A 26573-nucleotide genomic window follows, 5' to 3' on the forward strand; every position below is an offset into this window, starting at 1 on the left:
TACTCAGACCAGCGATGAAAGGGGTTTCAACAAATGATAAAACAGTGGTCTAAAGAGCATAAAAAAGTTTACAGCCGAATACTGCTTGGCTCTATTGGATGTGTTGTTATTACCCTTTTGATAACTTCAACTATTCTTTATATGGACTTCACAAACATCGCACTTAAACAAGTTTATCGTTCCGATTCTAATAGTCTGAATCAAATTAAAACAGAATTATCTGTTATGACAGAGACTGTTACCTCACTGTCCTCCCAGATTTACTATGATTCTGCGGTATCTAAGTTGTTGTATTATGCAGACTTGAATATCTATGATGTCATTTTTGCACAGCAACAACTTGATAATTATCGTGCATCCTTACCATTCATTGAATCCATTTATGTATATAATGCGAAATCCAATCAGTTCTATATTAGTTCCAATAATTCACGAAGCGGAATTCAACCGAAGTCCGAACTTGATGATGATGGAATTCTAGACCTTTTCAAGAAATTCAAAGATCATCTTCCCTTCCAACCGATTCCCAGAACCTATAACATCGGTTCGACTCAGACCACTCCTGTATCAAGCTACACTTACTTGTGTTATAGCGTCATTGATGATAATAAAGATTTAAATGCAGCTGTCGTCGTCAATATCTCGGCATCATGGTTAGGCCTGCGAATGGATCCATCGGAGAAAGAATTATCGGAGAATAACACGTTTATCATTAATCAGGATGGAATATTATATTCCAATAATGACAAGCAAGCGATGCTAACTGATCTATCTGATAAAACCTATATACAGAAAATTATTCAGGATACTTCAGAATCCACATATTTTGTAGACACAGTAGATGGAGTTAAATCTTTAATAACGTATACTTCACCTGATTCATTAGGCTGGAAATATGTTCGAATTACCCCTTATAGCAATATCACTCAAGAAATAAATGAATTGAGGTATCGAATACTCTTTATCTGTATTGGCATTCTTCTCTTAGGATTGTTGACTTCGTTAACTTTATCCCATAGTGTGTATCGCCCGATTGACAAAGTCATACGCAAGTTCAAAACCCTGGAAACAGAAAGACGTAATCATCAACATATTCTCAAGCAAGACTTCCTTAGAAATACGATTCTGGGTAGAGAAACGAATAATGCTGAGGTGTTACAACAAAAATTGCATTTCTTCAATTCAGAGCTTATGGTTAATAGTAAATCACTGATTGTTTTGTTAAGGATCGATCAGTTCCCGTCATTACTCGAGAAATACAAAGAAGATATACAATTGCTCAAATATGCCATAATGAACATTTGTACGGAAGTTGCCTCACCGATCTTTCAAGTCGAAGCCATTGATATGGGGGATGATAGTCTTTTACTTATACTCAACTTCCATGATCCGCTTTATAATATGGAACGAGATTCGCTGATTGAAATGGCGGAGCTTATGCAGCTGTCAATCACCAAACATTTAAAATTATCCATCACAATTACCTTTAGTCCTGTGAAGGAATCAATCGAGCAATGCATTTTAGTCTACAAGCAAGTACTTGAGGCTTCTTACCATCGATTATTCAAAGGGTATGGCAGCATCCTCTTTTCCGTTGACATTATGGACTTAAAAGCCAAAGAATATATATTTCCCGTTCAGAAAGAAAAACAGTTCATTGATTCCTTGATGTCAGGAAATACGGATAAGGCACGGAGCATCTATATCGATATCGTAGGAGAAATATCAGAATATTCTTTTACCGTTGTTCAACTTGTCATATCGCATTTAGCACTCACCGTTAATAACGTCTTGCGAGCATTAAAAAAGAACAATGCGATTTTAACATTGCCCGAATTTGATTCAACGTTCTTACTACCAAATCATGTTGAAACCATGGAAGAAATCAACGCTCCATATTTCAAAATATTTGAAGAAATAAGTCAAAAGCTCGAAGAGAAACGAAGTACAAAACAAGAAGACCTCATTAGAAAAGTACATCAAATTATTGAGCGAGATTATAGCAATTCCAACCTGTGCTTAAATTCAATTGCAGACGAGCTCTCGATGTCCCCAATATATTTGAGCCGGTTATATAAACAATTAACGACAAAACCACTATCTGATATAATTAGCGAAATGCGGTTGAATAAAGCCAAAGAGCTGCTAAAGACCTCTGAATACACCATTATTGATATCGCTGAAAAAACTGGATTTACTAGTAGTTCATATTTTTATCGTTTATTTAAGAATAGTACTGGTATAACCCCGAGCGATTATAGAAAAAAGATAAATGTTTGAGTAATCCAGAAATCAAAATTTTGTTAAGCAACAAAAAGGCCCACCCGTGAGGGTGGGTTTTCTGCACTTCCAATTCGCGGTGATCGCCTGCACCATCAGCGTTCCGCTTCACAACATTCTTGTGCGGAGCTTGTAGCTCGGACGCAAGCTTGCTTGTCCTTAAATACGTTGTTGTTTTTCCATGTAACCTTCTAGCGATCTACCCGATCTAATAAATACGTAACGTTACGAACATTCTAAATACTTCTAGTCAAGAAAGCAGGTGAACCCTTGCATACAGATCCTATTGTCGTCAAAGCCAAAGCTGGGGACCCTGAAGCATTCATGCAGTTGATGCAAGAGATGGAGTTGCCTTTATACAGAACTGCAAGGTCCATCGTCAACAAAGACGAAGATTGTGCAGATGCCCTGCAGGAGACGATGCTTAAAGCCTTTAAGTCCATCCATACACTCAGAGAGCCCGCTTTTTTCAAAACGTGGATCTTCCGGATCCTAATTAACGAATGCAACAAAATGCTCAAAAGTAACTCAAGAGCCCTACCTTATGGAGAGCTTCCCGACGTCCCTTCCACTTCCAAGGATTATGAGAAAATCGAATTATGGGATGCCGTTCAACATCTAGAGGAGAACCTACGGATTGTCATTATCCTTCATTACCTGCAGGACATGCCGATCAGTCAAATTTCTGACATTCTCGAAATTTCTACGGTAGCCGTGAAGACCCGGCTGCATCGCGCCCGCAAAAAGCTAAAGCATTCATCACAATTCAATCAAGAAATGGAGTTGCGACATGGTAAACACTAAATTAGAAGAACAATTAAAGAGCTGCCAAAGCCTACTTCCCGATCAGTTATCGGATATTGCCCGCTCCAAGCTGAATGAGACTTACCAAATCATCAGGGAAACCGATAATTCCATTTCCCCCATTCAGAAAAAGAAAAATGTATCAAGAACTTTTAATAAATGGTGGGCTTCCACTGCAGCCGCTGCAATCCTTGGCGTTACACTCATTGCTTCCGGCTTTGTATCGCCCGCAATGGCTGATGCACTCAAGCAAATTCCGCTTCTGGGACAAATCTATTCATTATGGGGCGAAAACAACGGAGATCCCGGTGTTCAACAAGCTGATGATTTCATTACAAACGTAAACCAAAGCGTGACCCATGGCGAGGTGACTATGAATATCCCAACGTTGTTATTTGACGGAACCCGAATTCTTATGAACATAACCACGCCTGGAAACCGGCTAGCTTCGGAGCCCAATTCGCCGCCTTCAGATGCCAATAAAGGGGCGGTGGATAAGTTTGAGGTTCTCTATAAAGGCCAACCTCTGCTCTGGAGTTACGAACACATGGACGGTGAGACTGCTTCCAGCATAATCGTTGATGTTACCAACACTACTAGCATTAACCAGACTGTCCAGTTCCCTGATCAGTTTGACTTGACTGTAAATGTAACGTTAAAGGGTTACGATGTCCCATTCCAGTTCGTTCTACCTGTTACAAAATCAACGCCCGTTACCGTTCTAACTTCAGAGGAGACCAAGCATCACGATAACATTAACTTGCAGATCGGTAAGGTGGAAATCACCCCCATCACAACGCAGGTATCCGTTGAGTACAAAACCAAACCGGGCCAGAGCGTAGAAGAAATGCTCGCTTCTATCCCGTCGAAATACAAGGGTGCCAACGGGGGCATCATCGCTCTTAATTTTGACATCGTGGATGAAAATGGCGTTCAACTGAAGCCCATCGGTGCTCACCCCATTAGCGAATCTTATAATATTCGTTTTGAACCCTTCAAGACTATACCGAGTACCGTAACCATCAAACCGTACTTAGTCGTATCCGAAGGTCAAGCCCCAGCTGGGGTTAAAGGACGGTGGGAAGACAACAATATGGTCAAGGAATATATCCCTGAGCTAGAGACTGTACTTTCGGTGCAATAGTTCCTCTATAAAAAGGAGATTAATCTCTAAGATTATAATGGTATGCAACCTACAAAAGACGAAGCCATAATTGGCTTCGTCTTTTCATTTAATTGTGCATCCTAGACACCAAAAATGTATCTGTCACTCACACAATTGATTTTGTGCATCAAACGAAAAAAAATGATACTATGTATGATGGGTAAGGGAATTTGCAACAAGAGGAGATAATATGAGTAACGAACATAATTTTTGGCTTGATTTACCGAAGCCGTTTTTTATATTAGCACCAATGGAAGATGTCACAGATGTTGTATTTCGTCATGTCGTTAGTGAAGCTGCAAAACCCGATGTGTTTTTCACTGAATTCACAAATACAGAAAGTTATTGTCACCCTGTAGGAAAAGACAGTGTACGTGGTCGATTAACGTTCACAGAAGATGAGCAACCGATTGTCGCTCATATTTGGGGTGATAAACCTGCATTTTTTGAACAGATGAGTATTGATATGAAAAAACTTGGGTTTGTTGGTATCGATTTAAACATGGGATGCCCAGTACAAAACGTCGCAGCCAATGGAAAAGGTGCTGGATTAATACAACATCCTGAAGTTGCAGCAGAAATTATTCAAGCAGCAAAAGCAGGTGGATTGCCGGTTAGTGTTAAAACAAGATTAGGTTACTCTGATATTGACGAGTGGCGCGATTGGTTAGGACATATATTGAAACAAGATATTGCGAATCTTTCCATTCACCTTCGTACAAAAAATGAAATGAGTAAAGTAGATGCACACTGGGAACTAATCCCTGAAATAAAAAAATTGCGCGATGAAATTGCTCCAAATACGTTGTTAACCATTAATGGAGATATTCCTGACCGCGCAACAGGATTAAAATTAGCAGAACAATACGGCATTGATGGTGTCATGATTGGACGCGGCATTTTCACCAATCCATTTGCCTTTGAAAAAGAACCTAAAGAACATAGTGCGAGAGATTTTCTCAATTTACTTCTTTTACAGTTGGATCTTCACGATAAATATTCTAAAGAAGTGCCACGTCATTTTAAACCGCTTCTTCGCTTTTTCAAAATCTATGTTCGTGGATTTAGAGGTGCAGGTGAACTAAGAAACCAATTAATGGATACAAAGTCAACAGATGAAGTACGTCGGTTAGTACAACCTATTTTAGATCAAGAATTAGATTGAATCCTACCCACCTGGGAATTGCCCCCGTCAATTAAACAGTACAAAATAAAAATCAGTTATGCGGCCTTAGTCTGAATTCCATCGGACTAAGGCCGTTTAATTTGCGTAGCAGCCGTTCGTATATACTTAATTTTTATAATGTCTTATTTCCACTCAAGTTTTGGCAGCACTTCTTTTTGCAGCTCACACATTTCATCGATCATCGCACAAGCTTGATAATATGTTGGAGCTTGCGGATCAAGCAGAATCGCTTGCAGCAATTTTGTTCTCGACTCTTCAACAAACGCCTCAAGTAGCAGCTTATGGATTGTACCTTGAATATGGATCGTTCCGATAATGGCAGTTGGCAGTTCAACCGTCATTGGCTTAAATGAGATACCATTTTTGTTAACGACCGCTTGTGTTTCAACGACCATATCATCTGGAAGTCCTTTAATAGCTCCATTGTTTTGCATATTTACAGCATTCAACTCGATTTCATCGTCGAAGAAGATCGCTTCGATAATTGGCACTGCATATTCATTACTGATTTGAACCTTTTCTTTATCGAACGTATAAGCTTGCTCTATCCAGAGCTCTAGATTCATCGTTTTCTCGAACAAGCCTTTATCTAAAGTACTCCCGCTTGCACAGTATATAAATTCAGGTGTTCTGGAGTCTTTCTTCCACAGCTGCTCACTTGTTGGATCGTAACGGAACTGCAAGGGTAGTCCAGCATAGAAATCTTCTGCCCAAGAAATATACTCGCCACAATGGTTAGTTCCCGGGTAAGGGAAGTAGCCATACGTACGGTACAACGTTCTGGATAATCCAACATGATCGAATTGTGCCAAACGGTTAGCTAGCTTTTCTTTCTCATGGAATAGAGGGTATAAATCCTCTCCCGTATTCTTGTTCCAGATCTTCGTGAAGAAGCCAAAGTGGTTCAATCCCCCGCCTTCAACCGCGATATCTTTACTGTCCATCTCTAGAAATTCAGTTAGCTGATGAATGCCGATGTCTAAACCATGGCACAAGCCTACCACTTTGATTGAAGTTAATTTGGAGATCGCTTCCACCAATTTTGCTTCCGGATTCGTGTAGTTGATTAGCCAAGCATTTGGACACACCTTCTCCATTGTCTTTGCAATTTCCAACATCGGACCTAGATTTCTCAATGTATGGAACATTGATCCTGGACCGCCATTCTCACCATATAGCTGCTTGCTGCCGTAACGCCGTGGAATGTGGAAGTCTTGTGACCAGTAGTGATATCTCTCTACCTCAATCGCAACGATGGAGAAGTCAGCATCTCTTAATGCATCTTCCAAATTAGTCGTTTGCCAAATCTTCGCAGAATGAGAAAATGCCGCGAACAATTCGGTTGCATACTTGTACGTTCTATTCACATTGTCTTCTACAATGTCCATAAGCGCGATTTCGAGGTCTACTTGATTTTTCAGACGTTCTGACAACGCAATATCTTGAAGTGCACCTAGTGCAAAGCTAATGCTTCCTGCTCCGATTAACGCAACTTTCAACTTTTTCATTGTCTTCAAGCTCCTTTTTCCTTTTTGTATATGTTATAGCCGGCACCAATAATTCCGGCATCAGGGCCAAATTCAGTCAATACGATTTTAATGTTCTCTTTTAAATGTGGAAGAACTTTCTTTTTAGCGCTTTCAATAATGCTATCAATCAGCCACTGGTTGTGGTGAATGACCGCTCCTCCGATAACAAAAATATTTGGATCAATCATTTGCACCAAAGAAACAATTGCGTTGGAAAAGTACTCAACCCACCTGTCAATCACTTCAATCGCTTGCCGGTCTCCCATATGATACCGTTCAAACAACAAACCCGCTGTGGCATCTCTACCATATAAAAACTTACTTTCCGCTTCAAGAGCAATGCCGCTGCATAGAGATTCCAAAGTGCCGTTATACAACGTTGAATGGTTTCTTTTGCTGTCGGAAATAATCATGCTTCCGATCTCGCCCGCATATCCATGAGCTCCGTGAATAATTCCTTTATCAAGAATGATACCGCATCCAATTCCGGAACTAACCGTTATATAAATGGATTGGTTATACGGCTTGGAAGCTCCATGATCCGATTCAAGCACGGTGATCACGTTTACATCATTCTCAAAAAATAGTTCATAGTTCGGAAAGAAAGCTCTGATGGTTTCGATACTAACATTCTCTAGGCAAGGGATATTGGTTACATCTCGAATGATTTCTGTTTGATCATTCCAAGGAATTGGCAATACAATGCCTATCTTGCTTGCTTGCTGTTCATGATCGACTTTCGCAATCATTTCCTTGACGGATTTAAAAATTTCGTCAGCATCTTGGAAATCTCTTGTTAATGCCGACTCCTTCCGAACAAGTTCAAGGTGCTCGTTCACTAATCCAACTCTAATATTGGTACCTCCAATATCTACTCCAATAACGAAGCTACCCATATTTACGCTCCTCATCTATGATGACTGATCAATATATTTGGCTGCTGCAGCATCCAAATAGAAATCTATATGCTCATAACCGAGCAATCTTTGGGCAGGCAGCTGTGCGTCAGGATTTGTGAAAATCTCCTTCACGATATCAGCTTTGCGCTCTCCAGTTATGACGACAACAACTCTTTTACTACTTGTAATCTGTTCCAAACCTAATGTAATGCCTTGCTTTAATTCAGTCTGCTTATGGAAATATTTTTGAGCGACTATCTTTGTTGTTTCCGACAGCTCCACTACACTGCTACGATTCAATACCGGGCTGCCAGGTTCATTTAATCCAATATGTCCGTTCATGCCTACGCCCATCAAGCTGAATATAATCGGGTGTTGGTCGATAAAGCGATCAATTCGCAAACATTCCTGCTTTATATCCGGCGATGTTCCATCAAAAAACTCAATCTGGCTGCCATCCAGTGAAATCTGCGAGAATAGATCTTGATTCAACATCTGATAGCAGCTGCCTTCAGAGCTTTTGTCTATGCCAACCCACTCATCCAAGCTAACGATGTTAAGCTTCTTGAGCTTCGAGTGGATGTCTGCCTCGTTGGCAAATTTCTGATAGCTTTTTTGTGGAGTACTCCCTGAAGCCAGACAGAACACGGGGCGCTGATCGTTAATTAAATGATCTTTCATCTCTCTAGCAATTTCGTTTGCTACTTCCTCTTCACAATCAAAGATTTTGATCATATTGTTCACTTCCTTGTTGTTTATTCCGAGATGACATTAATTATCTCTTGCTGAAGAATAAGTATAGCTGCTCCGATTGCTGTTGATTGATGTAACTTACTCACCGAAATTTGAGGCGTCCACTCCGTATATTGCTCGACATAGCTTTTCGTGCGGTCCAATATACGTTCCGGGAACAGTGCTACCGTTTTACCGCTAATAATGACCTGGTCGATATCCAAGATGCTGATCATATTGGTAACCGTTAATGCCAGATTCTTGGAAACATAATCAATGCAAGCTTCTACATCATTAGCTGAATTCAAATCATATGTGCTTAACAAGTACTTAATGGCTAATCTGCTTTCCAGCCAACCGACTGAAGATGGAGTCCGCTTATATTCTGAATCAAAGCACATATACTCCAGCTCGCCCGCACTTGCATTAACGCCGCGGTGTAGCTCTTTGTTAATGACCAAGCCGCCCCCGACCCCGTCACCTGCAGCTATATGAATGAGACTCGTTGATGCTTGATCTGAGTTTTCAAGATTCCGAAATTCCGCCACAGTCGCTGCGTTCACATCATTCTCTAGAAGAATGGGCAAGTTCACTTCACGCTTGAGATTTTCAATAATCGATTCATACTTAAAGTCGTTTTCTTTATTTTGATGAGTTCTCATCCGAATCGTTTTCTTTCTTGTATTAATCGCGCCATCAACGCCAATACCAATCCCTAAGACAACACTATTCGTTTCCTTCGCTTTATCCTTCATATGTTCCACAATCTCTATAAATATCGAAGTGAATTGCTGACTATAAAACGGAATGTCTGTTTCAATCGAATACGTTTCTATAATCTTGCTGTGTAGATTAATGAGTAATGCCGTAATCGTGCTGCCAATAATCTGTATTCCGATTGTCGTATAGCTGTTTTCATTAAATCTGTAAACCGTACGTTTTCTTCCCAAGCCGCCAGATCCTTCTCGACTTTCACCAGTGACAGTCAATAAACCGATCTGTTCAAAAAAGGTAACAATCTTGCTTACAGTAACGAAGCTCATTGCCGTTTTTTCTGTGATCTCGACTTTCGCCAGTTCAGGATGTTGAAGCAAAATATCAAAGACTATTTTCCTGTTCTCATCTTTAATATCATTGGGCAGAAATGATCTCATATGTCCTCCTCGTTATATTATTAATATAATTAATAAATAAAGTTAAATAATTATTTAAAAAAATACAGGTCTGAATCGACCTCTTAAATTCATTTTATATTCACTGGAGTGAAAGTTCAAGTTCATTTATTTAACTTCCTTAAATTAATCTGTTCTCTATCTTAATACATAACTTATTAATAAAAACACTCCTTAACAGATTTATTAAGAAGTGTCCTTTAGTTTATTTATTATTCCTAACAGTGACCGCTTCACAAACCGAAATCAAGCTTTTTGAAGCCGGAACGTATTACTTTAGAAGGGTTAACGATACCAGTAGCAGCGTTGTAGTCGATACCTTCTTCAACCGCAACGCGAGTTGCGTTCAGGGCCTCTTCTATCCTTGCCTCTTTCTTGAAGAATGTATTATTCAAAATATTCAAATTAAAATACAAACAGAACAAAAAAAGCGATAACTAAAAAAATACCTCCTATAGTTAAAAGCGTTTTTTTTAGCTCAGGCTTATGCTTCAAATTCCGCTTGCCTGCTATCAAAGCTAATGCCGCTATAATTAAATAGGCAATAAAAAGAAAGAGAATTCCACTTATTTTATCAGCCACCAGCTACCCCTCCATTTTCAAGTAAATACCATACTATAATAATCCTCATCAGTTACGAAGCGTCTATCAGCATCACAATCATAATACAGCAATTGCTGGAGATCTTCTATTCCATATTCATTACATTTCCATGTAAATGCAGGAATTATCATGGAAAACCCACTTGACTTATTCACAATGATTTCTTGTCCGCATTTTTTCCCCTTTGTTTGGTTACCTATCAATCGGACAAATTGCAAATTAATCTTTAGCGCTAAAGCGCTAATCTCACTGCAACTTGCAGTATGTTCATTCACAAAAATATAAATTTTTTTATAGCTTATCAGCGCATGATCATCCGTGTAGTAGGTTGTTTTTTTATTCTTGTAAGACAAGGTTACGATTTCTTTCTTATCATCTATGAGCATTCTACAGAAAGACATGCATGCATCGACATAACCGCCTGGAGAATTCCTTAAATCCAATATCAGATAGGGTCTATCCTTATACAGGCTCATAATTTCAATGGCTTGGTCAACCGATTTTTTCGTGAAGTAAGTAAGGCTTATGTACAGATACTCATTCACTAGCCTATATTGAAAATGATTCTGCTCTTTTGTATCTATACTACCCGAATGTGCGACACCAATTAGAAAATCAGTAAACTGGGTTTCCCGGGTGGCATATACAAAATGTTTAAAGGAATTGAGGTCAATTCTATTTGAATTAAGGAGACCGTCTCTCAATTTTAGGTATTCATTGTTTTGATTCAAATAAATATCGTTAGCTTCATAATACTTTAAACATTCCATGATCAGCTCAGTCGCATTTGAACTCTTTCTTGCAAATAACATGCCTGACACCATCCCATTCAATCGTTGAGCAATTTAATTTCATACGCTTCAGAAAGTTTCTGAATATTAAGCACAAGCTTTTCCCTTTTTGATTTGACTGCGACGAACAAAACAAATCCCAACAATAGAACGCTAGCGATGAATACTAAGATCATTGTCTGCATATCCGTTGGAAAGTAAGCCGCTAATAGAAAAGGTGTGAATGGAAAAATAAAATTAAATAAGCTGAAGATACTCGTTAAATACTGCTTGGATTTGGAGAAATCAATATGATGCACTGACGCTGTGGCTATAAGTGAGAATCCCAGAAAAGAGAGAATCAAATTATCCAAATAAAGATACACATTGCTTATATAAACTTCTTTCCATAAAACGAAAAAGCCCAAGGATATAATCACCAGATAAATTTGAGCACAAATAAATCCGGAAGCCGTAACCATTAAACAATTCGTGAACCAGATTTTAAAGGGGGTCAGCGGTGTGGTCAATAGCGTCTCGCTATGTACCAAATCTTCAATATTCCAATGCGCCAGATTACCGATCAACATACAAGCCAGTGAGAAATAAGCTACTATAATTGGGCGAGGCACAGAAAATCCCGTCAATAAAATAAAATAAACCAACGGAAAAATTAAAATAATAAACAATCTTATTTTACTTTCACGTATTTCTTTGAATTTTTTCCACATCAGAGCAGTCATCGAATTCATACACTCCTTTCAAGAAACCTCTTCCAGTTGTTCTGCATTAAGTAACGCTGCAAAAGATAACATGCAAGAAGAGTTCCCAGCACAAAAACAGTTAAAGAATACCCTGTTGGAAGCAGCATTTTCATTACAACAACTAGAACAACGTAACCTATTTCAATCAAGTAGTTGCCGACATTGCTATTTCGTTTCAGTAGTAGCGTTCTCATCCCAATAAATCTTCCTAGAGCAAATAACGATAGATATAAACCTCCAATAAACAAAAAATCCCAGATATGCAGTACAAACTCTTGACCAGTGATGTGCATCACAATTATTGAAATAGTAGAGATAACTGCACTTACGAATATTGAGCACACTATAATAGCTTGCACTATTCTCGTAAGCAATGTATCAAAAGTAAATCCTAGGGTTAGCAATCCCTCTTCATGCCCGCTTAAATAGTCCGCTCCAAACATTTTTAATATACTGATAAAAGAAAAATAGGGTATCAAAAGAACTGGGTTCATATACAATTGATTCTGAGAAATACTGACCATGATACTGGCAAAAAATACGAAGGTAAGCCATTTTTTTTTTAACATTGCAAGTGAAAGCCACATGAACGGATTTTGAATTATATTCATACCGACTCCAACATTTCAGTCATTTCTTCAATCTTAAAAATATAGCGATATAACATCTCCATATCTGCTTGTTCATGATCTTTTGGAAGATATTTGGCCGCTAGCTCGTCATATGTCCCTTCTTCAATTATTGATCCGTTCTTTATAAATCCATATACATCACACACTTTTTTTAGTTCACTTAAATGATGGGAATTAATTAATACTGTCATCCCCTTGCTTTTCATCGCTTGAATGTACTTGCGGAGCATATAGTTCCCTTCAACATCTAATCCTCTGGTAGGCTCATCCAATATAAGTAAATGCGGTTTCCCGATAAATGCCCTAGCTAAAGCTAACCGCTGCCTCATACCTCTGGAGAAGTAGGTGATTTTGCTATTCTTGTGCGGCTCCAAATCGACCATTTTAATGCATTCATCAATTTCTTCGGTCCTTTGCTGCCGGGGTGCTTGCGGAAAAAACACACGGTGAAATAGTTCTATATTCTCCCAGGCCGTCAAACTTTTATACAATCCTAACTGATCGAGCACACAACCAATTCTACTTCTTATTTCATTGAATGTGGGGTCGATGCTGGAAACTCCGTTAACTGTAACTGTTCCGCTTGTGGGTCTGTAGACATCAAGAATTGTCCTGGTCAGCGTCGTTTTCCCTGCCCCATTAGGTCCAATCAACCCATAAACTTCACCTTTTTTTACTGTTAAATTTATGTTATGCAGGACTTCAGATGTCCCAAAACTCTTGCTTAATTCGTGAATGACGATATCCATTTTCCTTCCTCCAAATCATATTGGCAACTCTCTGTATTGAAATAAGAGCAGGCGTTACATGCATAACGGAATTCACATTCTTTACATTTATTTTGGTTTTGGTCCACTCCTTTTTTCCAGTAATGAGCCATCAATTTCTGCAAAGCCATATGGAATTCGTTATCTCTTAAATTACCAAGTTTGTTTTTTAATTCCATACAGGGGTATATAGAGCCATCATATGCTACTAATATTTTTTTATCAAGACAGTTATTCCCTAATTTTCTGGAAAAGAAGGCATCGAAATCTACATTCACCATACTTTTGTTGGTCACAGGAATAGACTTAGTTTTTGAGAAGATCACCTGCCAAGACTCAGGTATTACTTTTGGTTTTTCTTTATTTTGGAGATCATAGAGTATGATAGAAACCATTTTATTTTTTTTGTACATCTTCACAATATTAGCTAATTCCTTCGGATTAAATAAAGAAATAATAATATGATTGTCTTCAGCTAAACCTTCAATGTGTCCTATGCCGTTCGTATGAATGGAGAGAGAAATATTTTTCCCGTTAATATACTCTTTTATATCTTGAAAATATGGACTAGTTACTGCTTCACCACCTGTGAGTAAGATAGTCTTAACCCCATAACCTTCTAATTTATCCACCGCCAATTTCCACTCGTCCAAGCTGAGAGCTGGGGCTTGCCCTTCTATGACTCTGCAGCTCGGACAGAACATCTCTCCACAAAAGCTGCAATTTAAGTTACACTCATTTGTCAGCTGAAGCGTTGCCGTTTCAATAAAAGGTGTGTTTTTATGCATTTTTTTCTCATTGTATACATTTATAGATCTGAATTTATCTATGAAGACCGGATAATCAGTGAACATACCCCATTCGTATTTTTTAAAAAAGACATTCAGCATTTTAAACTCCTGATCAGAGAGAGATTCTCCACTTTCTGCTTTTCGGATACTGTTGCCTAACCGGTTATCGATCCATAGCAATTTTTCTTCCACCAAGTTATGTAACGTGGATTTTGTTTTTCCAAGTACTAAATAAACTTCTGGTTTTAGCTTAAAATAGGTCATATACACTCCCCTACTTCACTCATAGATTTGAAATAGTCAGTAGTTACTTCCTCAAATAGCTTCGGATTTTCCTCCAACATGCTCACAAAATCAGTTAGCAAACTCTTCATCGTATTTCGTTGCTGAAGGCATACCTTATGATTTCGTTCAAATCCATTCTCTGTTTCAAAATTTTTAAAGCATAAATTACACAATCTGGATATAGGGCACTTTTCGCAATTTTTACAAATATTTTCATTGTAATCATTAAGCACTTTTACAATGCGATTGAGATCCAATCCTTCTCGGATACTGCCAATTTCGTAAGCACTATTAATCTTTTCGCAGATCTGAAAATTACCTTCTGTAGTTACGTAAAGTTTCTCTCCGGGCACACAAGTTCCTGTAAAGGGCCTGATTAGCGGGGAAGCCTCTCTTATCATTGGATGGAAAGCCAGCGTTGCATAGATACTGCCAAAAAATCTATACAGAAACTTGTTTTTATCAATATCATTTGAAATAGCCTTCTCAAAGAAAGTCTCTTTTAACTTATTGTATTTCTCAAAAAATTCAACTTCATCCGTATCGGTGAATTGTGAATAATAGGTGCTGTTTTGAGCTTGAACCTGGCCTGTATGAATAACAGATAGTTCATTATCATCAAAAAAGTTAGCGAGTTTCTCAAAATCTGTTTTGTAATCAAAACATGTAGCAATCGACAAACTGGCGTCTGGAAATGAATCCTTATATTCGTTGATATGCCGAAGAATAATATGAGCCGTGTCTCCTCCGTTCACATCCACCCTATTGCGATTATGATTCTCAGGATACCCATCCAAACTGATAAGGACTGAAAAGTGGTTATCATACAGGAATTTTTGAATATCCGATGTCAATAAAAGACCATTGGTGGTGATATTATAAAGAACTTCATATTCGCTGTACATCTCATTGATATAATTAACAACTCTCTTGAGCAGAGGCAGATTTGTTAAAGGCTCCCCACCATAAAAACTGATGATCGATTTCCTCATAGGATTACGTTCGAATATTTTTTTGAAATTACTATAATAGAAATCAACAGATTCTTTGGCGATCTCCCATGACATCCGACTTGTTCCGTGATCACGCGTGTACGGATAGTGTTCCGAATATATGCAATATTTGCATCTTAAATTACAAGCTGAAGAAACCTCCAATATTAATTGTTTGAATCCATTTCCCTCTGTGTACAAATACTGCTCCAAATCTGAGATAACAATAGCTTTTATTTTTTGCGTAGATTGGATATTGAATTTCTTTTTTATAACCTCTAATCCTGGATCATTTTCAGTACACACAATCTGTCCAGTCTCATTATCATAGAAATATTTATTTTTCCGTCTACTCTCAAAGCTAATACCCTTCATAGCCATCCTCCTTCTAAAAAACGGGGAGGAAAAGAGTACTTTTTCTCCTCCCCAGTAATTTTATGAATTCACACCGATTGCAACCGCAGCAGCAGCACTTGCGCCTGTTGCGACCGTAGTAACTTCACCCGCTGCTGCAAGAGTAACAATTGCCGTTGCAGGACCAAAGATAACACATGCAAGACAAATTGCGCAGCCTAAACATGCTGCACAAGCAGCACAGCCCAAGCAAGCCACGCAAGCGGCGATTTCTTCTTTGTCTCCAATATGGAACTCTTCTCCCAAATCAGAAACTGAGAAAAATTCATCTGAATACATTGACTGTCCACCTCCCTTCTTTTAAGTCAGAATCAGATTGATCCCTCCTTTTATACTCTGAAATATGTATAACATCCATAATATTACATATAAACAAGAGTTTATATGTGATTTTCTTCATAATTATCATAAATATTATATATGAAAGAAATTAATTCCATTTATTAACTCGATTTTAAATACGAGAAATAAGGGTGTAAAAAAAGAGGCCATTAAAGAAATATCTTCTTCTGGCCTCTTTTTTATAACTATTAAGTTCGCAATGAAGCAGGTTTAATATCATTTGAACTTCCCTAGACTATTAGTCAGGTGGAGTCCTCCTTCTTCCACCAGATACAAATAAGAACCTCCCCCAAGTTTACTGAACTTAGGGAAGGCTCTTCTCTTCTTTTGTATACCTTGCAGGATAGCCTTGATGCTTAAGGGCTATGAGCCCTTATTACATCATGCCGCCCATTCCACCCATGCCGCCCATATCAGGCATTCCAGCCTTTTCTGGTTCTGGCTTGTCAGCAATTACTGCTTCAGTAGTCAAGAACATAGCCGCTACGGATGCAGCATTTTGAAGCGCGGAACGTGTTACTTTAGCAGGGTCAACGATACCCGCTTCAAACATGTTTACCCACTCGCCAGTAGCAGCGTTGTAGCCGATGCCGATAGCTTCTTTTTTCAAGCGATCCACGATAACGGAACCTTCTTGACCAGCGTTAGCTGCAATGGTACGAACTGGCTCTTCCAACGCGCGAAGCACGATGTTAACGCCTGTTTTCTCGTCGCCAGTTACATCTACAGCAGCAACAGCATTATATACGTTCACAAGAGCTGTACCACCACCGGAAACGATACCTTCTTCAACCGCAGCGCGAGTTGCGTTCAGGGCGTCTTCGATGCGAAGTTTGCGCTCTTTCAATTCAGTTTCAGTTGCAGCGCCAACTTTGACAACGGCTACGCCGCCAGCCAATTTAGCCAAACGCTCTTGCAATTTCTCTTTGTCGAACTCGGAAGTTGTTTCTTCCAGTTGAGCACGAATTTGGCTTACGCGAGCATTGATGTCCGCTTTGTCGCCGCTTCCGTCTACGATTGTTGTGTTTTCTTTAGTTACGCGTACTTGACGTGCGTTACCCAATTGTTCAATGGAAGTGCTCTTCAGATCAAGACCGAGCTTCTCAGTGATCACTTGGCCACCAGTCAGGGCAGCGATATCTTGCAGCATAGCTTCGCGGCGGTCGCCAAAGCCAGGAGCTTTAACAGCAACAGCGTTGAATGTTCCACGCAGTTTGTTCACGATCAGCATAGCTTGTGCTTCGCCTTCGATATCTTCAGCGATAATTACAAGCGGTCTAGCTTGTTGAACGATTTTTTCAAGCAAAGGAAGGATTTCTTGAGTACTGCTGATTTTTTTATCAGTGATCAAGATGTATGGGTTCTCCAGAACAGCTTCCATTTTGTCCGTATCTGTAATCATGTACGGGGAAATGTAACCGCGGTCGAACTGCATACCTTCTACTACTTCAAGTTCAGTAGCGAATCCACGGGATTCTTCAACTGTGATAACACCGTCTTTACCTACTTTTTCCATAGCTTCAGCAATCAATTGACCTACTTCTTCGTCAGCAGCAGAGATAGCAGCTACTTGAGCGATAGCTTGGGAATCTTCGATTGGCTTAGCGATTTTTTGCAATTCTTCAACCGCTGCACGAACCGCTTTGTCGATCCCTTTGCGAATAACCATTGGGTTAGCGCCTGCAGTTACGTTCTTCAGACCTTCACGGATCATAGCTTGCGCAAGAACCGTTGCAGTTGTAGTACCGTCACCAGCTACATCGTTAGTCTTAGTAGCAACTTCTTTAACCAGTTGAGCACCCATGTTCTCGAATGCATCTTCAAGTTCGATTTCTTTGGCGATAGTTACACCATCGTTAGTGATCAGCGGGCTACCAAATTTCTTCTCAAGCACCACGTTGCGACCTTTTGGTCCAAGTGTAACTTTTACCGCATTTGCCAAAGCATCTACACCGCGCAACATAGAGCGACGTGCTTCTTCACTAAATTTAATTTCTTTAGCCATTGTGTAATTACCTCCTAAAAGTTTTTGTATATCACGTTCTGTAAGAAGTTTAAATTTAATTTATGATCGACTCTCGCTTAGTCAAGAATCGCGTGAATGTCGCTTTCTTTCATAATCAAATACTCTTTACCTTCGTATTTGATTTCTGTTCCTGCATATTTAGAGAAAAGAACACGGTCGCCTTCTTTAACTTCCAGCGCTACACGTACTCCATCTTTCAAAGCTCCGCTACCTACTGCGATAATAGTTCCTTCTTGTGGCTTTTCTTTCGAGGAGTCCGGAAGTACAATCCCGAATGAAGTGGTTTCCTCCTGCTCGCTCGGTAGCACCAATACGCGTTCACCTAAAGGTTTGATCATGAAAAAATAGCCTCCTTTAAAATTATGTTATTTTGCTTCAAAACATAGTTTAGAACTTGCCGGTCAAACTTCAATTCTCTGTTGTTCATGAAAAATATCAATTGGACGCTGCAAGTTTCTCGTCCATCTCATATTTTTCATAAGCGTTAGCACTCGACAGTGTGTAGTGCTAACAACAATTTTTATGATACTCAACTTGAGCCCGGATTTCAAGTCCTTTTACACAAATTCGCATTTGTTTTCGTAAAAAATACGTTTCACTGGTTGTCCTAGCGCACACTCTATAACATTCTATCCACAGGTTGTGAAAATATGCGTATGTTTTCCAGTCATTACAACTGTACCACCTACGCCAAGACTTTTCAAAAAGACGAAATATGTAATAATTTTAGCGGGGCTTTAAACCAAAAAGAACTGCCTCTTGGGTAGAAAAAATCTACGTAGTGACAGCCCTCTTATCATCAATCCTCACTCTTGGTGTACTGAGCTTCACGCGCCGCATCCGCAGCAAGCTGCTTGCGATAGACAAAGGCAGACAAGAATACACTGAACTCATATAACACTAGCAGTGGAATCGTCACCAGAAAGTCTGAGATAAAATCCGGAGGAGTAATAACTACAGCGATAAAGATAAGCGTAAAATAGGCATATCGGCGCATCTTACGCAAGCGTATTGGGTTAAGAACTCTTAATTTGGTCAGAAACATCACCAGTAACGGGAGCTCAAACAACAACGCCAGGGGTAGCACCAGACTGAACATGAAGTTGAAATACTGAGCAATCCCGTAGGTCTCTTCCAGCCCCATACTCCGAGTGATAGAAATTGTGAATGATAGCGCCATTGGAAATACAATATAATAAGCAAAAGAAAGACCAATTAGAAATAGAACAAAAACATAAGGAACATAACGAAGTGTCGCAGTACGCTCTTCTGGCTGAAGGCCCGGACTAATAAACGCCCACAGCTGATAAGCAATAAAAGGGATCGAAATCACTAGCGAAACCGCCATCGCGATCTTCATATACATTCCGATACCATCCCAGAATGAGAACGCATGTAGAACAAAGCCTTGAGCTAGGTCTGTACTAATTAAATAATCGTAGATAGGCTTGGCACAGAACAGCCCCCCTACCAATCCCAGAACAAATACAATCAGCACATAAATAATCCGTTTACGCAGCTCGGTGAGATGATCCACCACCGACATTTCTTCCGATTTGAGAGACATCCGGACACCATCCCATGACAAGAGTAGAAACGTTGCAGCGACTTTGTGTAAAGTTGCGCCCGTTTCCGCTGAAAGCAAACAAGCATAAACGCCTTCGGCATCCTAATAAGAACGGTAAGCGTTTAAGCGAGAAGTATAAGGATAAAGTATTGTGTGAAACTTATACTTTCTTAGATTTGAAAAAGGGGCGTCTCCTAAGTCTATTAGACTTGAGAGATTGCCCCATTGTTAAACCTTTTATTATTCCGGCAGGCGTTTGTCCTGAGGAATATCTGCAGCGACCGTCTGCGGGGCCGTCGGCACAGGAGCTTCGCTCTTCTTCACCGGATCAGTATCACCGATGATTTCACGTGCGCCTTCCTTAAATTCACGAAAGGTTCGTCCAACTGCGCGGCCTAACTCTGGCAGTTTATTCGGGCCAAAGAGGAGCAGTGCCAGTATAACCAACAAAATAATACCAGGAGTACCAATTCCACTAAACATTATTATTCCTCCTTGTCCGTCTATCCGATCATGGTATCGTTTACGATAATCTAATAATACCATAACTTATATCACAGTTACATCCACTATCTTCTATAAATAGTTTATCATTGTGACGTGACAAGAATATGACAATGCTATTGGCGGTATTGGCCGGTTACCATGAGTAACGCTTCCGGTAGTTGATCCATAATGGCGGCCAAATTCTCATGAACACCCTTCGGTGTGCCCGGTAAATTGACAATCAACGTGCGTCCGCGAATGCCGCATATCCCGCGGAAAAGCATCACCGCTCGGTTTTTTTGCATCACCGTACTTCGCATCGCTTCTGAAAGTCCTGGCACTTCCCGTTCGATTACACGCCGTGTAGCCTCCGGAGTTACATCGCGTATCGCTAAATCCGTACCTCCAGTAGTCAATACCAGATCTGCCTGAAAATAATCTGTCAGTTCTATTAAAGCTGCGATAATCTCATCTTGTTCATCGGGCACGATTCGATATTCAACGATCTCGCCCCCAAGCTCCTCTTCCACCAGCTCCCGAATAACCTGGGCGCTCGTGTCTTCCCGTTCGCCCCTGGCCCCTTTATCGCTGGCCGTTAGGATTGCTGTTTTCCACGCCATAGGTTTATCCTCCCTCTCTATGTATATTGGCTGTACAGTGCAGCCCATTTACTTCAGCGCATCGAACATTAGCACTCATCATTGTTCAAGCGCGTAATCCCCATTCTTGCCCCCGCTTTTAGACACTAAGAGCGTTGGTCCGATAATCATATCCTTCTGAATAGCCTTGCACATGTCGTACACCGTGAGTGCTGAGGCGGAAACAGCGGTCAAGGCCTCCATTTCAACTCCGGTCTTTCCGGTAGTATGGACTGTTGCTTCTATATAAAGTTCATCTTTGCTGTTATCGGAGAAGCTGATATCAATACCGGTAAGTGGGAGTGGATGACACATCGGAATCCAGTCAGACGTCTTCTTGGCTGCCATGATACCAGCAATCTGTGCAACGGCAAGTACGTCTCCCTTACTGATCTTGCCCCCCTTGATGGCGCTAAGTGTCACAGCGGCCATCTTGATCTTACTCCGCGCGACAGCTGTCCGCTTCGTAATCTCCTTTTCGCTCACATCCACCATTCGAGCTCTTCCCTGCTCGTTAAAATGGGTCAATTCCACGGCTCACTCTCCTTTTCGGCAGTGTACAATGCCATTTTCAGTAATCAGCATGTCCATAAAGGCATCATGCTCATCCATGGGCACCTTCGGAACCAGCTGCATGTCATAGGCTAACCCGATCCAAACAGGGGGCTTCGCAGCGGTGTACTCTTCCTTCTCCCATGACGCACGTAGTCGATCATAATAACCTCGGCCGTAACCAAGCCGACCACCCTGAAGATCAAAAGCCAGTCCCGGAACAAACACAACATCTGGTAGTGTAACAGCTTCAATCTCTTGTGAATCTCTGCCGGATACAATAGGTTCATGGATACCATACGCCCCCGGCTCAAGCTCGCTCCATGCGTTCACCCTATGGACACTCATTGCACCGCTTGCCGGAATGACACGCGGCAGCAGCACCCGACGCTGGTCCTTCCAAGCCTGTGTAAGAAGCGCTTTGGTATCGAGTTCAGAACGGAAAGATACATAGGCCATTAGTGAGGCTATGTCCTTCGTCTCCAGCCACTCTGACGCATGCTTGCAGACCAGAAAAGACAGTTCCCTTCTCTGGTCCGAAGACAGCTCGTTTCTGGCGATGGTCTTCTCTGCTCTTAGTTCTTGCTTTACTTTGGAGATCACCGACTCCTTGCTTGACATCGTCGGCCACCTCCCTAGTTTTATCCCAAGCTCATCCTTGTTTGTAAATCCAGTTTACCACTCTTCTCCCCGGTTCGCCAAGGTGGATAGGACTGTGTTTCCGGGCTAGGTCGTTATTCCCCTTTTCCGATATATCGAGCTCTCGCTTGGGAAACGCTTTTCATGTAAACTATAGAATAAGTTGTTCATACGGCTGAGGTATAAATGCCAAGGCGAAATATGCAAGGGTGGAGGTTTCATCGTTATGCTTCTTCAAGCGACAGGAATTACAAAATCATATGGTATACAGAACGTACTAGACGGCATAAGCCTTCAGGTGAATGAAAAAGAACGCGTCGGGCTCGTAGGTGTTAATGGTGCCGGAAAATCAACTTTTCTGCAAATCCTTGCCGGTGAAATGTCCTATGACAGCGGTCAAATTCATAAATCAAAAGAAACTACAATCGGGTACTTAGCCCAAAATAGCGGACTTCAATCCGACAAAACCATTCATGAAGAAATGATGGCAGTTTTCGCACCGTTGATCGAAGCCGAAGCTGAGCTAAGAGAGCTGGAAGTCAGCATTGCTGATCCTAAGCTGGCAGAAGATCCAAAACGGTACGATGAATTGCTCGAACGATATGCCCGGCGATCAGATTGGTTCAAGGATCACGGTGGTTATGAAATGAATACACGAGTCCGCAGTGTCCTGCACGGTATGGGCTTCGGCGAGTTCGCACCGGACACACCCATCTCCACACTCAGTGGCGGCCAGAAGACTCGACTCGCATTAGCCCGCATTTTGCTTCAGGCTCCCGATCTTCTAATGCTGGATGAGCCTACTAACCATCTGGATATCGAAACATTGACCTGGCTTGAGGATTATCTTCGCAGTTATGCTGGCGGAATTCTGGTCGTATCTCATGACCGTTATTTCCTGGATCGGCTTGTGACTACTATTGTAGAGATCGAACGCCATCAATCTCGCCGTTATACTGGTAATTACAGTCGGTATGTAGATTTGAAGGCTGCCGAATATGAAGCACGGATGAAGCAATATGAGAAACAGCAGGATGAAATTTCTAGGATGGAAGATTTCGTTCAGAAAAACATTGTGCGGGCATCTACCACGAAACGCGCGCAGAGTAGACGCAAAGCGCTTGAGAAGATGGATCGTATCGATCGACCGATGGGAGATCTGAAGAAAGCCAACTTCTCCTTCGAGCCAGACTTCATGTCTGGTAAAGAAGTGCTGCAAGTTCGTAATGTAGCGGTTGCCTTTAATGAAGGCCCACCTTTGTTCAAGGACGCTTCTTTTGAACTGCGCCGGGGAGAAACCGCTGCACTCATCGGACCTAATGGTATCGGTAAATCCACATTACTGCAGTGTATGACCGGAACCCGTGAGCCATCTGCTGGAACCGTTAATTGGGGTACTAAAGTAAAGGTCGCTTATTATGACCAGGAACAGACCCGCCTCAATCCAAAGAATACAGTAATGGAAGAACTATGGAGTGAATATCCAATGATCGAGGAAGCCAGAATCCGTACGATCCTTGGCAACTTCCTATTCAGCGGTGAAGATGTTCTTAAGAAAATTTCTGCGCTGAGCGGCGGAGAAAAAGCCCGAGTTGCATTATCGAAGCTCATGCTGCGCGGCGCTAATATGCTCATTCTCGATGAGCCAACCAACCATTTGGATTTGGTCAGCCGTGAGGTTCTAGAATCAGCATTAATTGATTTCGAAGGCACATTGCTCTTCATTTCGCATGACCGTTATTTCCTCAATAAAATGGCTGAACGGGTGTTGGAGCTTCATCCTGAGGGGATCGACCAATACCTCGGCAACTACGATGACTATATCGAGAAGAAACGAGAATTAGAAGAGATCGCGAAAGATGCTGCTGAATTGGCCTCCAAAAATGTCAATAAAGATGCTGCAGTTCCTGAAAAAAACGCTGTTTCCTCCTTCGAAGCAGACAAGCAGGCCAAGCGCGAAGAGCGGAACCGTAAGCGCCGTATCACTGAGCTCGAGGAGGGGATTGCCTCGTTAGAAGAATCTATCGCTTTTATAGAGAATGAGATGACTAAACCTGAAGTTTATCAGGATTATTTAGCACTTCAAGGTCATGAAGAGGACCTGAAGAACAAAAAAACTCAACTTACCGATTTATTTAACGAATGGGAAATCCTTGCTGACGAATAATGTAAATCCACTTCATAAATATTTTTTCACAGTTCCCGATTTGTTCATAAACAGTTATCCACAGCACTATGCACAGGTTTCGTGTATAACTCCCTACTAAAAAAGCCCCTGAGGGGCTTTTTTTATGCGTTAAATCGGTATTTTCGAATTACAGGAATTATTATCCACCGAATTATCCACATTATCCACAATTCCCACAAGGTTTCATTGCTAACAAAAATGGTTATAAGGCCATTTTAAAAAGTGCCGACATTGCTGATTTTACGCACTTTTTACACAACACAGACAGAATATGTGGATAACGTTGTCCACAACTTGACAAAAGACGTAAGAGCTCCAAAAACCCTTCATATTATGATAAAAAATCCCCACAAAGTGGGGCTTTGCTTCGATGCGTACTCAGGTACTTTGCGGGGGCCCCAAATATATACTTTCTAATACGAAAAAAAGAACCCGCTATCTCCTAATCAGACAGCGGGCACGTCATATATCAAACGATCTGCGTAGAGAGTAGTGCAGCGTTACAGGCTGCAATATAGGCAATCCCTGCCGCCATGATAATATCTTGATGCGTAGCTGTGCCTCTAAATTTAAGACCTTCCCACTCTACCATCACAGCCGCCTCCGCTTGGGCGTTCTCTCCACTTCCGAGTGAATGCAGCTCGAGCCCCGCAAAATCGATGTCTTCTGATATTCCTTGCCCAATAGCGGCGATGATGGCCTCAAGCGGGCCATCCCCAGTGCTCGTATGAGAGGTCTCCTGCCCAGACTTCAAGTGGTGAACCGTAACCGCAGCTACCCGGCGCTGGGCACTGCCTGCCAACACCTGAACCTCGCCGAGTTCATAAACCTGAGCCTGCTGTCCAGTTGTACTGCTCACCATTTGCAGCAGTTGGTCATCACTGACAACCTTTTGACGATCAGCGGTCTCTTTAAAGGATTCATACAGTGCATCCAGCTCTAATGGCTCTAAAGTGATCCCATACTTCGCAGCCCGGTCCTTCAGCGCATGCCTGCCAGAGTGCTTGCCCAGAATGATCATGCTGCGCGGAATGCCCAGGCGTTCTGGGTCCATAATCTCATAGGTGCTGCGATCCTTCAGCAAACCATCCTGGTGAATCCCTGACTCATGCTGGAAGGCATTCCTTCCGACGACTGGTTTGTTATAGGCGATTGGAAAATGCATCGCTCCGCTAATCAGGCGCGAAGTATCATACAATTTATCCAGTACGATCCCTGTTTCTGCCCCAATAGCATCTCCTCTTGTTTCGAGTGCCATTACAAGTTCCTCCAGTGCACAGTTCCCTGTACGCTCACCCACTCCATTAACAGTCACTTCTATCTGAGTCGCTCCTCCTGCAATCGCTGCTAGGCTGTTAGCTACAGCCAGCCCCAAATCGTTATGACAGTGGGCACTATAGCTTACCGTGTCGCCGCGTCTTGCTCCCTGCCGTACTCGGCGGAACATCTCCCCGTATTCATGTGGCAATGCGTATCCGACCGTATCCGGCAGATTGATAATAGAAGCTCCTTCCTCTATAACGGCTTCAACCATTTCGATCAGATCATCGATCCCTGTCCGCGCTGCATCCATAGCTGTGAATTCAACTACATCAGAGAATTGACGTGCATAAGCCGTCATCTCGCGGGCTTTGGCTACAACTTCAGCTCTGCTCATACGCAATTGATGCTGCAAATGAATATCAGAAGAGGAGATGAACAGGTGGATCCGCCGGCGTTCAGCATCTTGAGTTGCCCGAACTGCTGCGTCGATATCACCTTTAACCGCCCGTGCAAAACCGCAAATTTCCACATTTCGCACCTTACGCGAAATCGTCTGTACTGCTGCAAAATCACCAGGGCTCGATATCGGAAATCCAGGTTCCATCACATCAACGCCCAAATCAGCGAGCTTATAGGCCAGCAGTATTTTTTGCTCTGGGGTCAGACTTGCACCCGGAGCCTGTTCACCATCTCGCAGTGTCGTATCGAAAATTTGTATACGTTTCTTTACTGGAATAATCATCTGAATTCCTCCTAGTTTTCCTCTTATTAGATTTCTTACACATCTTCTTCTTCAGCGCAGAGCCACACGTCGACTTGTGGTTCTGCAATATCCCACCCACTGCTGCCGGCAGCTAGTCATTCGAATGAACCTCTCCTGTTTGGAGCGTCCATTCATGGCGTCCTATGAAGTCATCAGCTCATCACTGCAAGAACGCAAAAACCCGCCGTCTCTTAATAAAGAGACGGCGGGTTACCCCTCCGCGGTACCACTCTTTTTGACGCATAGGCTAGTAATAATCAAGCCATTAAGCTGCGTCCAGCTCTTCTTTCCGGAGATCCTAATCATGTCAAGATATCCGAAAAG

26 protein-coding genes and 1 other annotated feature (1 of these 27 running past the window's edge) are annotated in these 26573 nt (G+C 41.5%); of the genes, 5 read left to right on the forward strand and 21 right to left on the reverse strand.

Translation table 11 applies throughout. The annotated features are described in order from the left end of the window. Positions 1-33: 33 nt before the first annotated feature. From NSS67_RS29280 to NSS67_RS29295, 4 genes are all read left to right on the forward strand, one after another. Positions 34-2280 carry an AraC family transcriptional regulator gene (locus tag NSS67_RS29280; protein ID WP_339317285.1) on the forward strand — a complete coding sequence of 749 codons (2247 nt, stop codon included), beginning with the start codon at positions 34-36 and terminating at the stop codon, positions 2278-2280. 270 nt (positions 2281-2550) lie between these two features. Further along, a complete protein-coding gene (locus NSS67_RS29285; protein ID WP_339317286.1) occupies positions 2551-3084 on the forward strand; it encodes a sigma-70 family RNA polymerase sigma factor in 534 nt (177 codons plus the stop codon). After that, on the forward strand, positions 3071-4228 hold the full coding sequence (locus NSS67_RS29290) for a DUF4179 domain-containing protein (protein WP_339317287.1): 1158 nt from the start codon (positions 3071-3073) through the stop codon (positions 4226-4228). Before NSS67_RS29285 ends, NSS67_RS29290 begins: the two co-directional genes overlap by 14 nt. 211 nt (positions 4229-4439) lie before the next feature. Beyond that, entirely contained in the window at positions 4440-5414 is a 975-nt protein-coding gene (locus NSS67_RS29295) for a tRNA-dihydrouridine synthase (RefSeq protein ID WP_339317288.1), read from the forward strand. A gap of 143 nt (positions 5415-5557) precedes the next feature. Here the strand turns inward: NSS67_RS29295 and NSS67_RS29300 are convergent, their stop codons facing one another. The 20 genes from NSS67_RS29300 to NSS67_RS29395 form a co-directional block, all read right to left on the reverse strand. After that, complete coding sequence (locus NSS67_RS29300; RefSeq protein WP_339317289.1) at positions 5558-6943, reverse strand: alpha-galactosidase; 1386 nt, start codon at positions 6941-6943, stop codon at positions 5558-5560. A gap of 5 nt (positions 6944-6948) precedes the next feature. Next, a complete protein-coding gene (locus tag NSS67_RS29305; RefSeq protein ID WP_339317290.1) occupies positions 6949-7860 on the reverse strand; it encodes an ROK family protein in 912 nt (303 codons plus the stop codon). A 15-nt stretch (positions 7861-7875) separates the two neighbouring features. Then, positions 7876-8598, reverse strand: coding sequence for a 6-phosphogluconolactonase (locus NSS67_RS29310; RefSeq protein WP_339317291.1), 723 nt, complete (start codon positions 8596-8598; stop codon positions 7876-7878). A gap of 20 nt (positions 8599-8618) precedes the next feature. Next, positions 8619-9749, reverse strand: a complete 1131-nt coding sequence (locus NSS67_RS29315; protein WP_339317292.1) for an ROK family protein — start codon at positions 9747-9749, stop codon at positions 8619-8621. 251 nt (positions 9750-10000) lie between these two features. Further along, positions 10001-10192, reverse strand: coding sequence for a hypothetical protein (locus tag NSS67_RS29320; RefSeq protein ID WP_339317293.1), 192 nt, complete (start codon positions 10190-10192; stop codon positions 10001-10003). Beyond that, positions 10173-10349, reverse strand: a complete 177-nt coding sequence (locus tag NSS67_RS29325; protein WP_339317294.1) for a hypothetical protein — start codon at positions 10347-10349, stop codon at positions 10173-10175. Before NSS67_RS29325 ends, NSS67_RS29320 begins: the two co-directional genes overlap by 20 nt. A gap of 17 nt (positions 10350-10366) precedes the next feature. Beyond that, positions 10367-11182, reverse strand: coding sequence for a S41 family peptidase (locus tag NSS67_RS29330; protein WP_339317295.1), 816 nt, complete (start codon positions 11180-11182; stop codon positions 10367-10369). A gap of 17 nt (positions 11183-11199) precedes the next feature. Beyond that, on the reverse strand, positions 11200-11892 hold the full coding sequence (locus NSS67_RS29335) for a hypothetical protein (protein ID WP_339317296.1): 693 nt from the start codon (positions 11890-11892) through the stop codon (positions 11200-11202). Continuing rightward, positions 11889-12515, reverse strand: coding sequence for a hypothetical protein (locus NSS67_RS29340; protein WP_339317297.1), 627 nt, complete (start codon positions 12513-12515; stop codon positions 11889-11891). Before NSS67_RS29340 ends, NSS67_RS29335 begins: the two co-directional genes overlap by 4 nt. After that, positions 12512-13285: an ABC transporter ATP-binding protein gene (locus NSS67_RS29345; protein WP_339317298.1), complete on the reverse strand. Its 774-nt coding sequence runs from the start codon at positions 13283-13285 to the stop codon at positions 12512-12514. Before NSS67_RS29345 ends, NSS67_RS29340 begins: the two co-directional genes overlap by 4 nt. Further along, positions 13261-14358 carry a radical SAM protein gene (locus NSS67_RS29350; protein WP_339317299.1) on the reverse strand — a complete coding sequence of 366 codons (1098 nt, stop codon included), beginning with the start codon at positions 14356-14358 and terminating at the stop codon, positions 13261-13263. Before NSS67_RS29350 ends, NSS67_RS29345 begins: the two co-directional genes overlap by 25 nt. Then, the gene (locus tag NSS67_RS29355) at positions 14355-15746 is read right to left on the reverse strand and encodes a radical SAM protein (protein WP_339317300.1); all 1392 of its coding nucleotides are present in this window, start codon (positions 15744-15746) and stop codon (positions 14355-14357) included. The genes NSS67_RS29350 and NSS67_RS29355 overlap by 4 nt, the downstream gene beginning before the upstream one ends. A 60-nt stretch (positions 15747-15806) precedes the next feature. Further along, entirely contained in the window at positions 15807-16064 is a 258-nt protein-coding gene (locus NSS67_RS29360; protein ID WP_339317301.1) for a hypothetical protein, read from the reverse strand. 439 nt (positions 16065-16503) lie between these two features. Further along, on the reverse strand, positions 16504-18132 hold the full coding sequence (gene groL / locus NSS67_RS29365; RefSeq protein ID WP_339317302.1) for a chaperonin GroEL: 1629 nt from the start codon (positions 18130-18132) through the stop codon (positions 16504-16506). A gap of 77 nt (positions 18133-18209) precedes the next feature. After that, on the reverse strand, positions 18210-18491 hold the full coding sequence (gene groES / locus NSS67_RS29370; RefSeq protein WP_036676506.1) for a co-chaperone GroES: 282 nt from the start codon (positions 18489-18491) through the stop codon (positions 18210-18212). A gap of 461 nt (positions 18492-18952) precedes the next feature. Beyond that, positions 18953-19720: a twin-arginine translocase subunit TatC gene (gene tatC / locus NSS67_RS29375; RefSeq protein WP_339317303.1), complete on the reverse strand. Its 768-nt coding sequence runs from the start codon at positions 19718-19720 to the stop codon at positions 18953-18955. 240 nt (positions 19721-19960) lie between these two features. After that, positions 19961-20203 carry a twin-arginine translocase TatA/TatE family subunit gene (locus tag NSS67_RS29380; RefSeq protein ID WP_042124532.1) on the reverse strand — a complete coding sequence of 81 codons (243 nt, stop codon included), beginning with the start codon at positions 20201-20203 and terminating at the stop codon, positions 19961-19963. A gap of 137 nt (positions 20204-20340) precedes the next feature. Beyond that, the gene (locus NSS67_RS29385) at positions 20341-20826 is read right to left on the reverse strand and encodes a MogA/MoaB family molybdenum cofactor biosynthesis protein (RefSeq protein WP_020429419.1); all 486 of its coding nucleotides are present in this window, start codon (positions 20824-20826) and stop codon (positions 20341-20343) included. Positions 20827-20904: 78 nt separating this feature from the next. After that, positions 20905-21378 carry a cyclic pyranopterin monophosphate synthase MoaC gene (moaC, locus tag NSS67_RS29390; protein WP_339317304.1) on the reverse strand — a complete coding sequence of 158 codons (474 nt, stop codon included), beginning with the start codon at positions 21376-21378 and terminating at the stop codon, positions 20905-20907. Between the two features lie 3 nt (positions 21379-21381). Continuing rightward, complete coding sequence (locus NSS67_RS29395) at positions 21382-22017, reverse strand: 5-formyltetrahydrofolate cyclo-ligase (RefSeq protein WP_339317305.1); 636 nt, start codon at positions 22015-22017, stop codon at positions 21382-21384. Positions 22018-22261: 244 nt separating this feature from the next. On the opposite strand from NSS67_RS29395, the gene NSS67_RS29400 reads away from it, so the two are divergent. Beyond that, complete coding sequence (locus NSS67_RS29400; protein ID WP_339317306.1) at positions 22262-24202, forward strand: ABC-F family ATP-binding cassette domain-containing protein; 1941 nt, start codon at positions 22262-22264, stop codon at positions 24200-24202. Between the two features lie 490 nt (positions 24203-24692). On the opposite strand, the gene NSS67_RS29405 is transcribed toward NSS67_RS29400, so the two are convergent. After that, on the reverse strand, positions 24693-26228 hold the full coding sequence (locus NSS67_RS29405; protein ID WP_339317308.1) for a 2-isopropylmalate synthase: 1536 nt from the start codon (positions 26226-26228) through the stop codon (positions 24693-24695). 216 nt (positions 26229-26444) lie between these two features. Next, positions 26445-26573, reverse strand: a binding site (T-box leader); it runs 149 nt beyond the window's last position.

Source organism: Paenibacillus sp. FSL R10-2734 (genome assembly GCF_037963865.1).
Classification (GTDB): Bacteria; Bacillota; Bacilli; order Paenibacillales; family Paenibacillaceae; genus Paenibacillus_AQ.

Coding starts and splice junctions, on each gene's coding strand:
- NSS67_RS29385 (WP_020429419.1), bottom strand. CDS start 20,826: ATGGCGTGGAAAACAGCAATCCTAACGGCCAGCGATAAAGGGGCCAGG.
- NSS67_RS29405 (WP_339317308.1), bottom strand. CDS start 26,228: ATGATTATTCCAGTAAAGAAACGTATACAAATTTTCGATACGACACTG.
- groES (WP_036676506.1), bottom strand. CDS start 18,491: ATGATCAAACCTTTAGGTGAACGCGTATTGGTGCTACCGAGCGAGCAG.
- NSS67_RS29400 (WP_339317306.1), top strand. CDS start 22,262: ATGCTTCTTCAAGCGACAGGAATTACAAAATCATATGGTATACAGAAC.
- NSS67_RS29340 (WP_339317297.1), bottom strand. CDS start 12,515: ATGAATATAATTCAAAATCCGTTCATGTGGCTTTCACTTGCAATGTTA.
- NSS67_RS29345 (WP_339317298.1), bottom strand. CDS start 13,285: ATGGATATCGTCATTCACGAATTAAGCAAGAGTTTTGGGACATCTGAA.
- NSS67_RS29355 (WP_339317300.1), bottom strand. CDS start 15,746: ATGAAGGGTATTAGCTTTGAGAGTAGACGGAAAAATAAATATTTCTAT.
- NSS67_RS29360 (WP_339317301.1), bottom strand. CDS start 16,064: ATGTATTCAGATGAATTTTTCTCAGTTTCTGATTTGGGAGAAGAGTTC.
- NSS67_RS29350 (WP_339317299.1), bottom strand. CDS start 14,358: ATGACCTATTTTAAGCTAAAACCAGAAGTTTATTTAGTACTTGGAAAA.
- tatC (WP_339317303.1), bottom strand. CDS start 19,720: ATGTCTCTCAAATCGGAAGAAATGTCGGTGGTGGATCATCTCACCGAG.
- NSS67_RS29330 (WP_339317295.1), bottom strand. CDS start 11,182: ATGTTATTTGCAAGAAAGAGTTCAAATGCGACTGAGCTGATCATGGAA.
- groL (WP_339317302.1), bottom strand. CDS start 18,132: ATGGCTAAAGAAATTAAATTTAGTGAAGAAGCACGTCGCTCTATGTTG.
- NSS67_RS29395 (WP_339317305.1), bottom strand. CDS start 22,017: ATGTCAAGCAAGGAGTCGGTGATCTCCAAAGTAAAGCAAGAACTAAGA.
- NSS67_RS29300 (WP_339317289.1), bottom strand. CDS start 6,943: ATGAAAAAGTTGAAAGTTGCGTTAATCGGAGCAGGAAGCATTAGCTTT.
- NSS67_RS29295 (WP_339317288.1), top strand. CDS start 4,440: ATGAGTAACGAACATAATTTTTGGCTTGATTTACCGAAGCCGTTTTTT.
- NSS67_RS29310 (WP_339317291.1), bottom strand. CDS start 8,598: ATGATCAAAATCTTTGATTGTGAAGAGGAAGTAGCAAACGAAATTGCT.
- NSS67_RS29335 (WP_339317296.1), bottom strand. CDS start 11,892: ATGAATTCGATGACTGCTCTGATGTGGAAAAAATTCAAAGAAATACGT.
- NSS67_RS29280 (WP_339317285.1), top strand. CDS start 34: ATGATAAAACAGTGGTCTAAAGAGCATAAAAAAGTTTACAGCCGAATA.
- NSS67_RS29315 (WP_339317292.1), bottom strand. CDS start 9,749: ATGAGATCATTTCTGCCCAATGATATTAAAGATGAGAACAGGAAAATA.
- NSS67_RS29305 (WP_339317290.1), bottom strand. CDS start 7,860: ATGGGTAGCTTCGTTATTGGAGTAGATATTGGAGGTACCAATATTAGA.
- NSS67_RS29290 (WP_339317287.1), top strand. CDS start 3,071: ATGGTAAACACTAAATTAGAAGAACAATTAAAGAGCTGCCAAAGCCTA.
- NSS67_RS29380 (WP_042124532.1), bottom strand. CDS start 20,203: ATGTTTAGTGGAATTGGTACTCCTGGTATTATTTTGTTGGTTATACTG.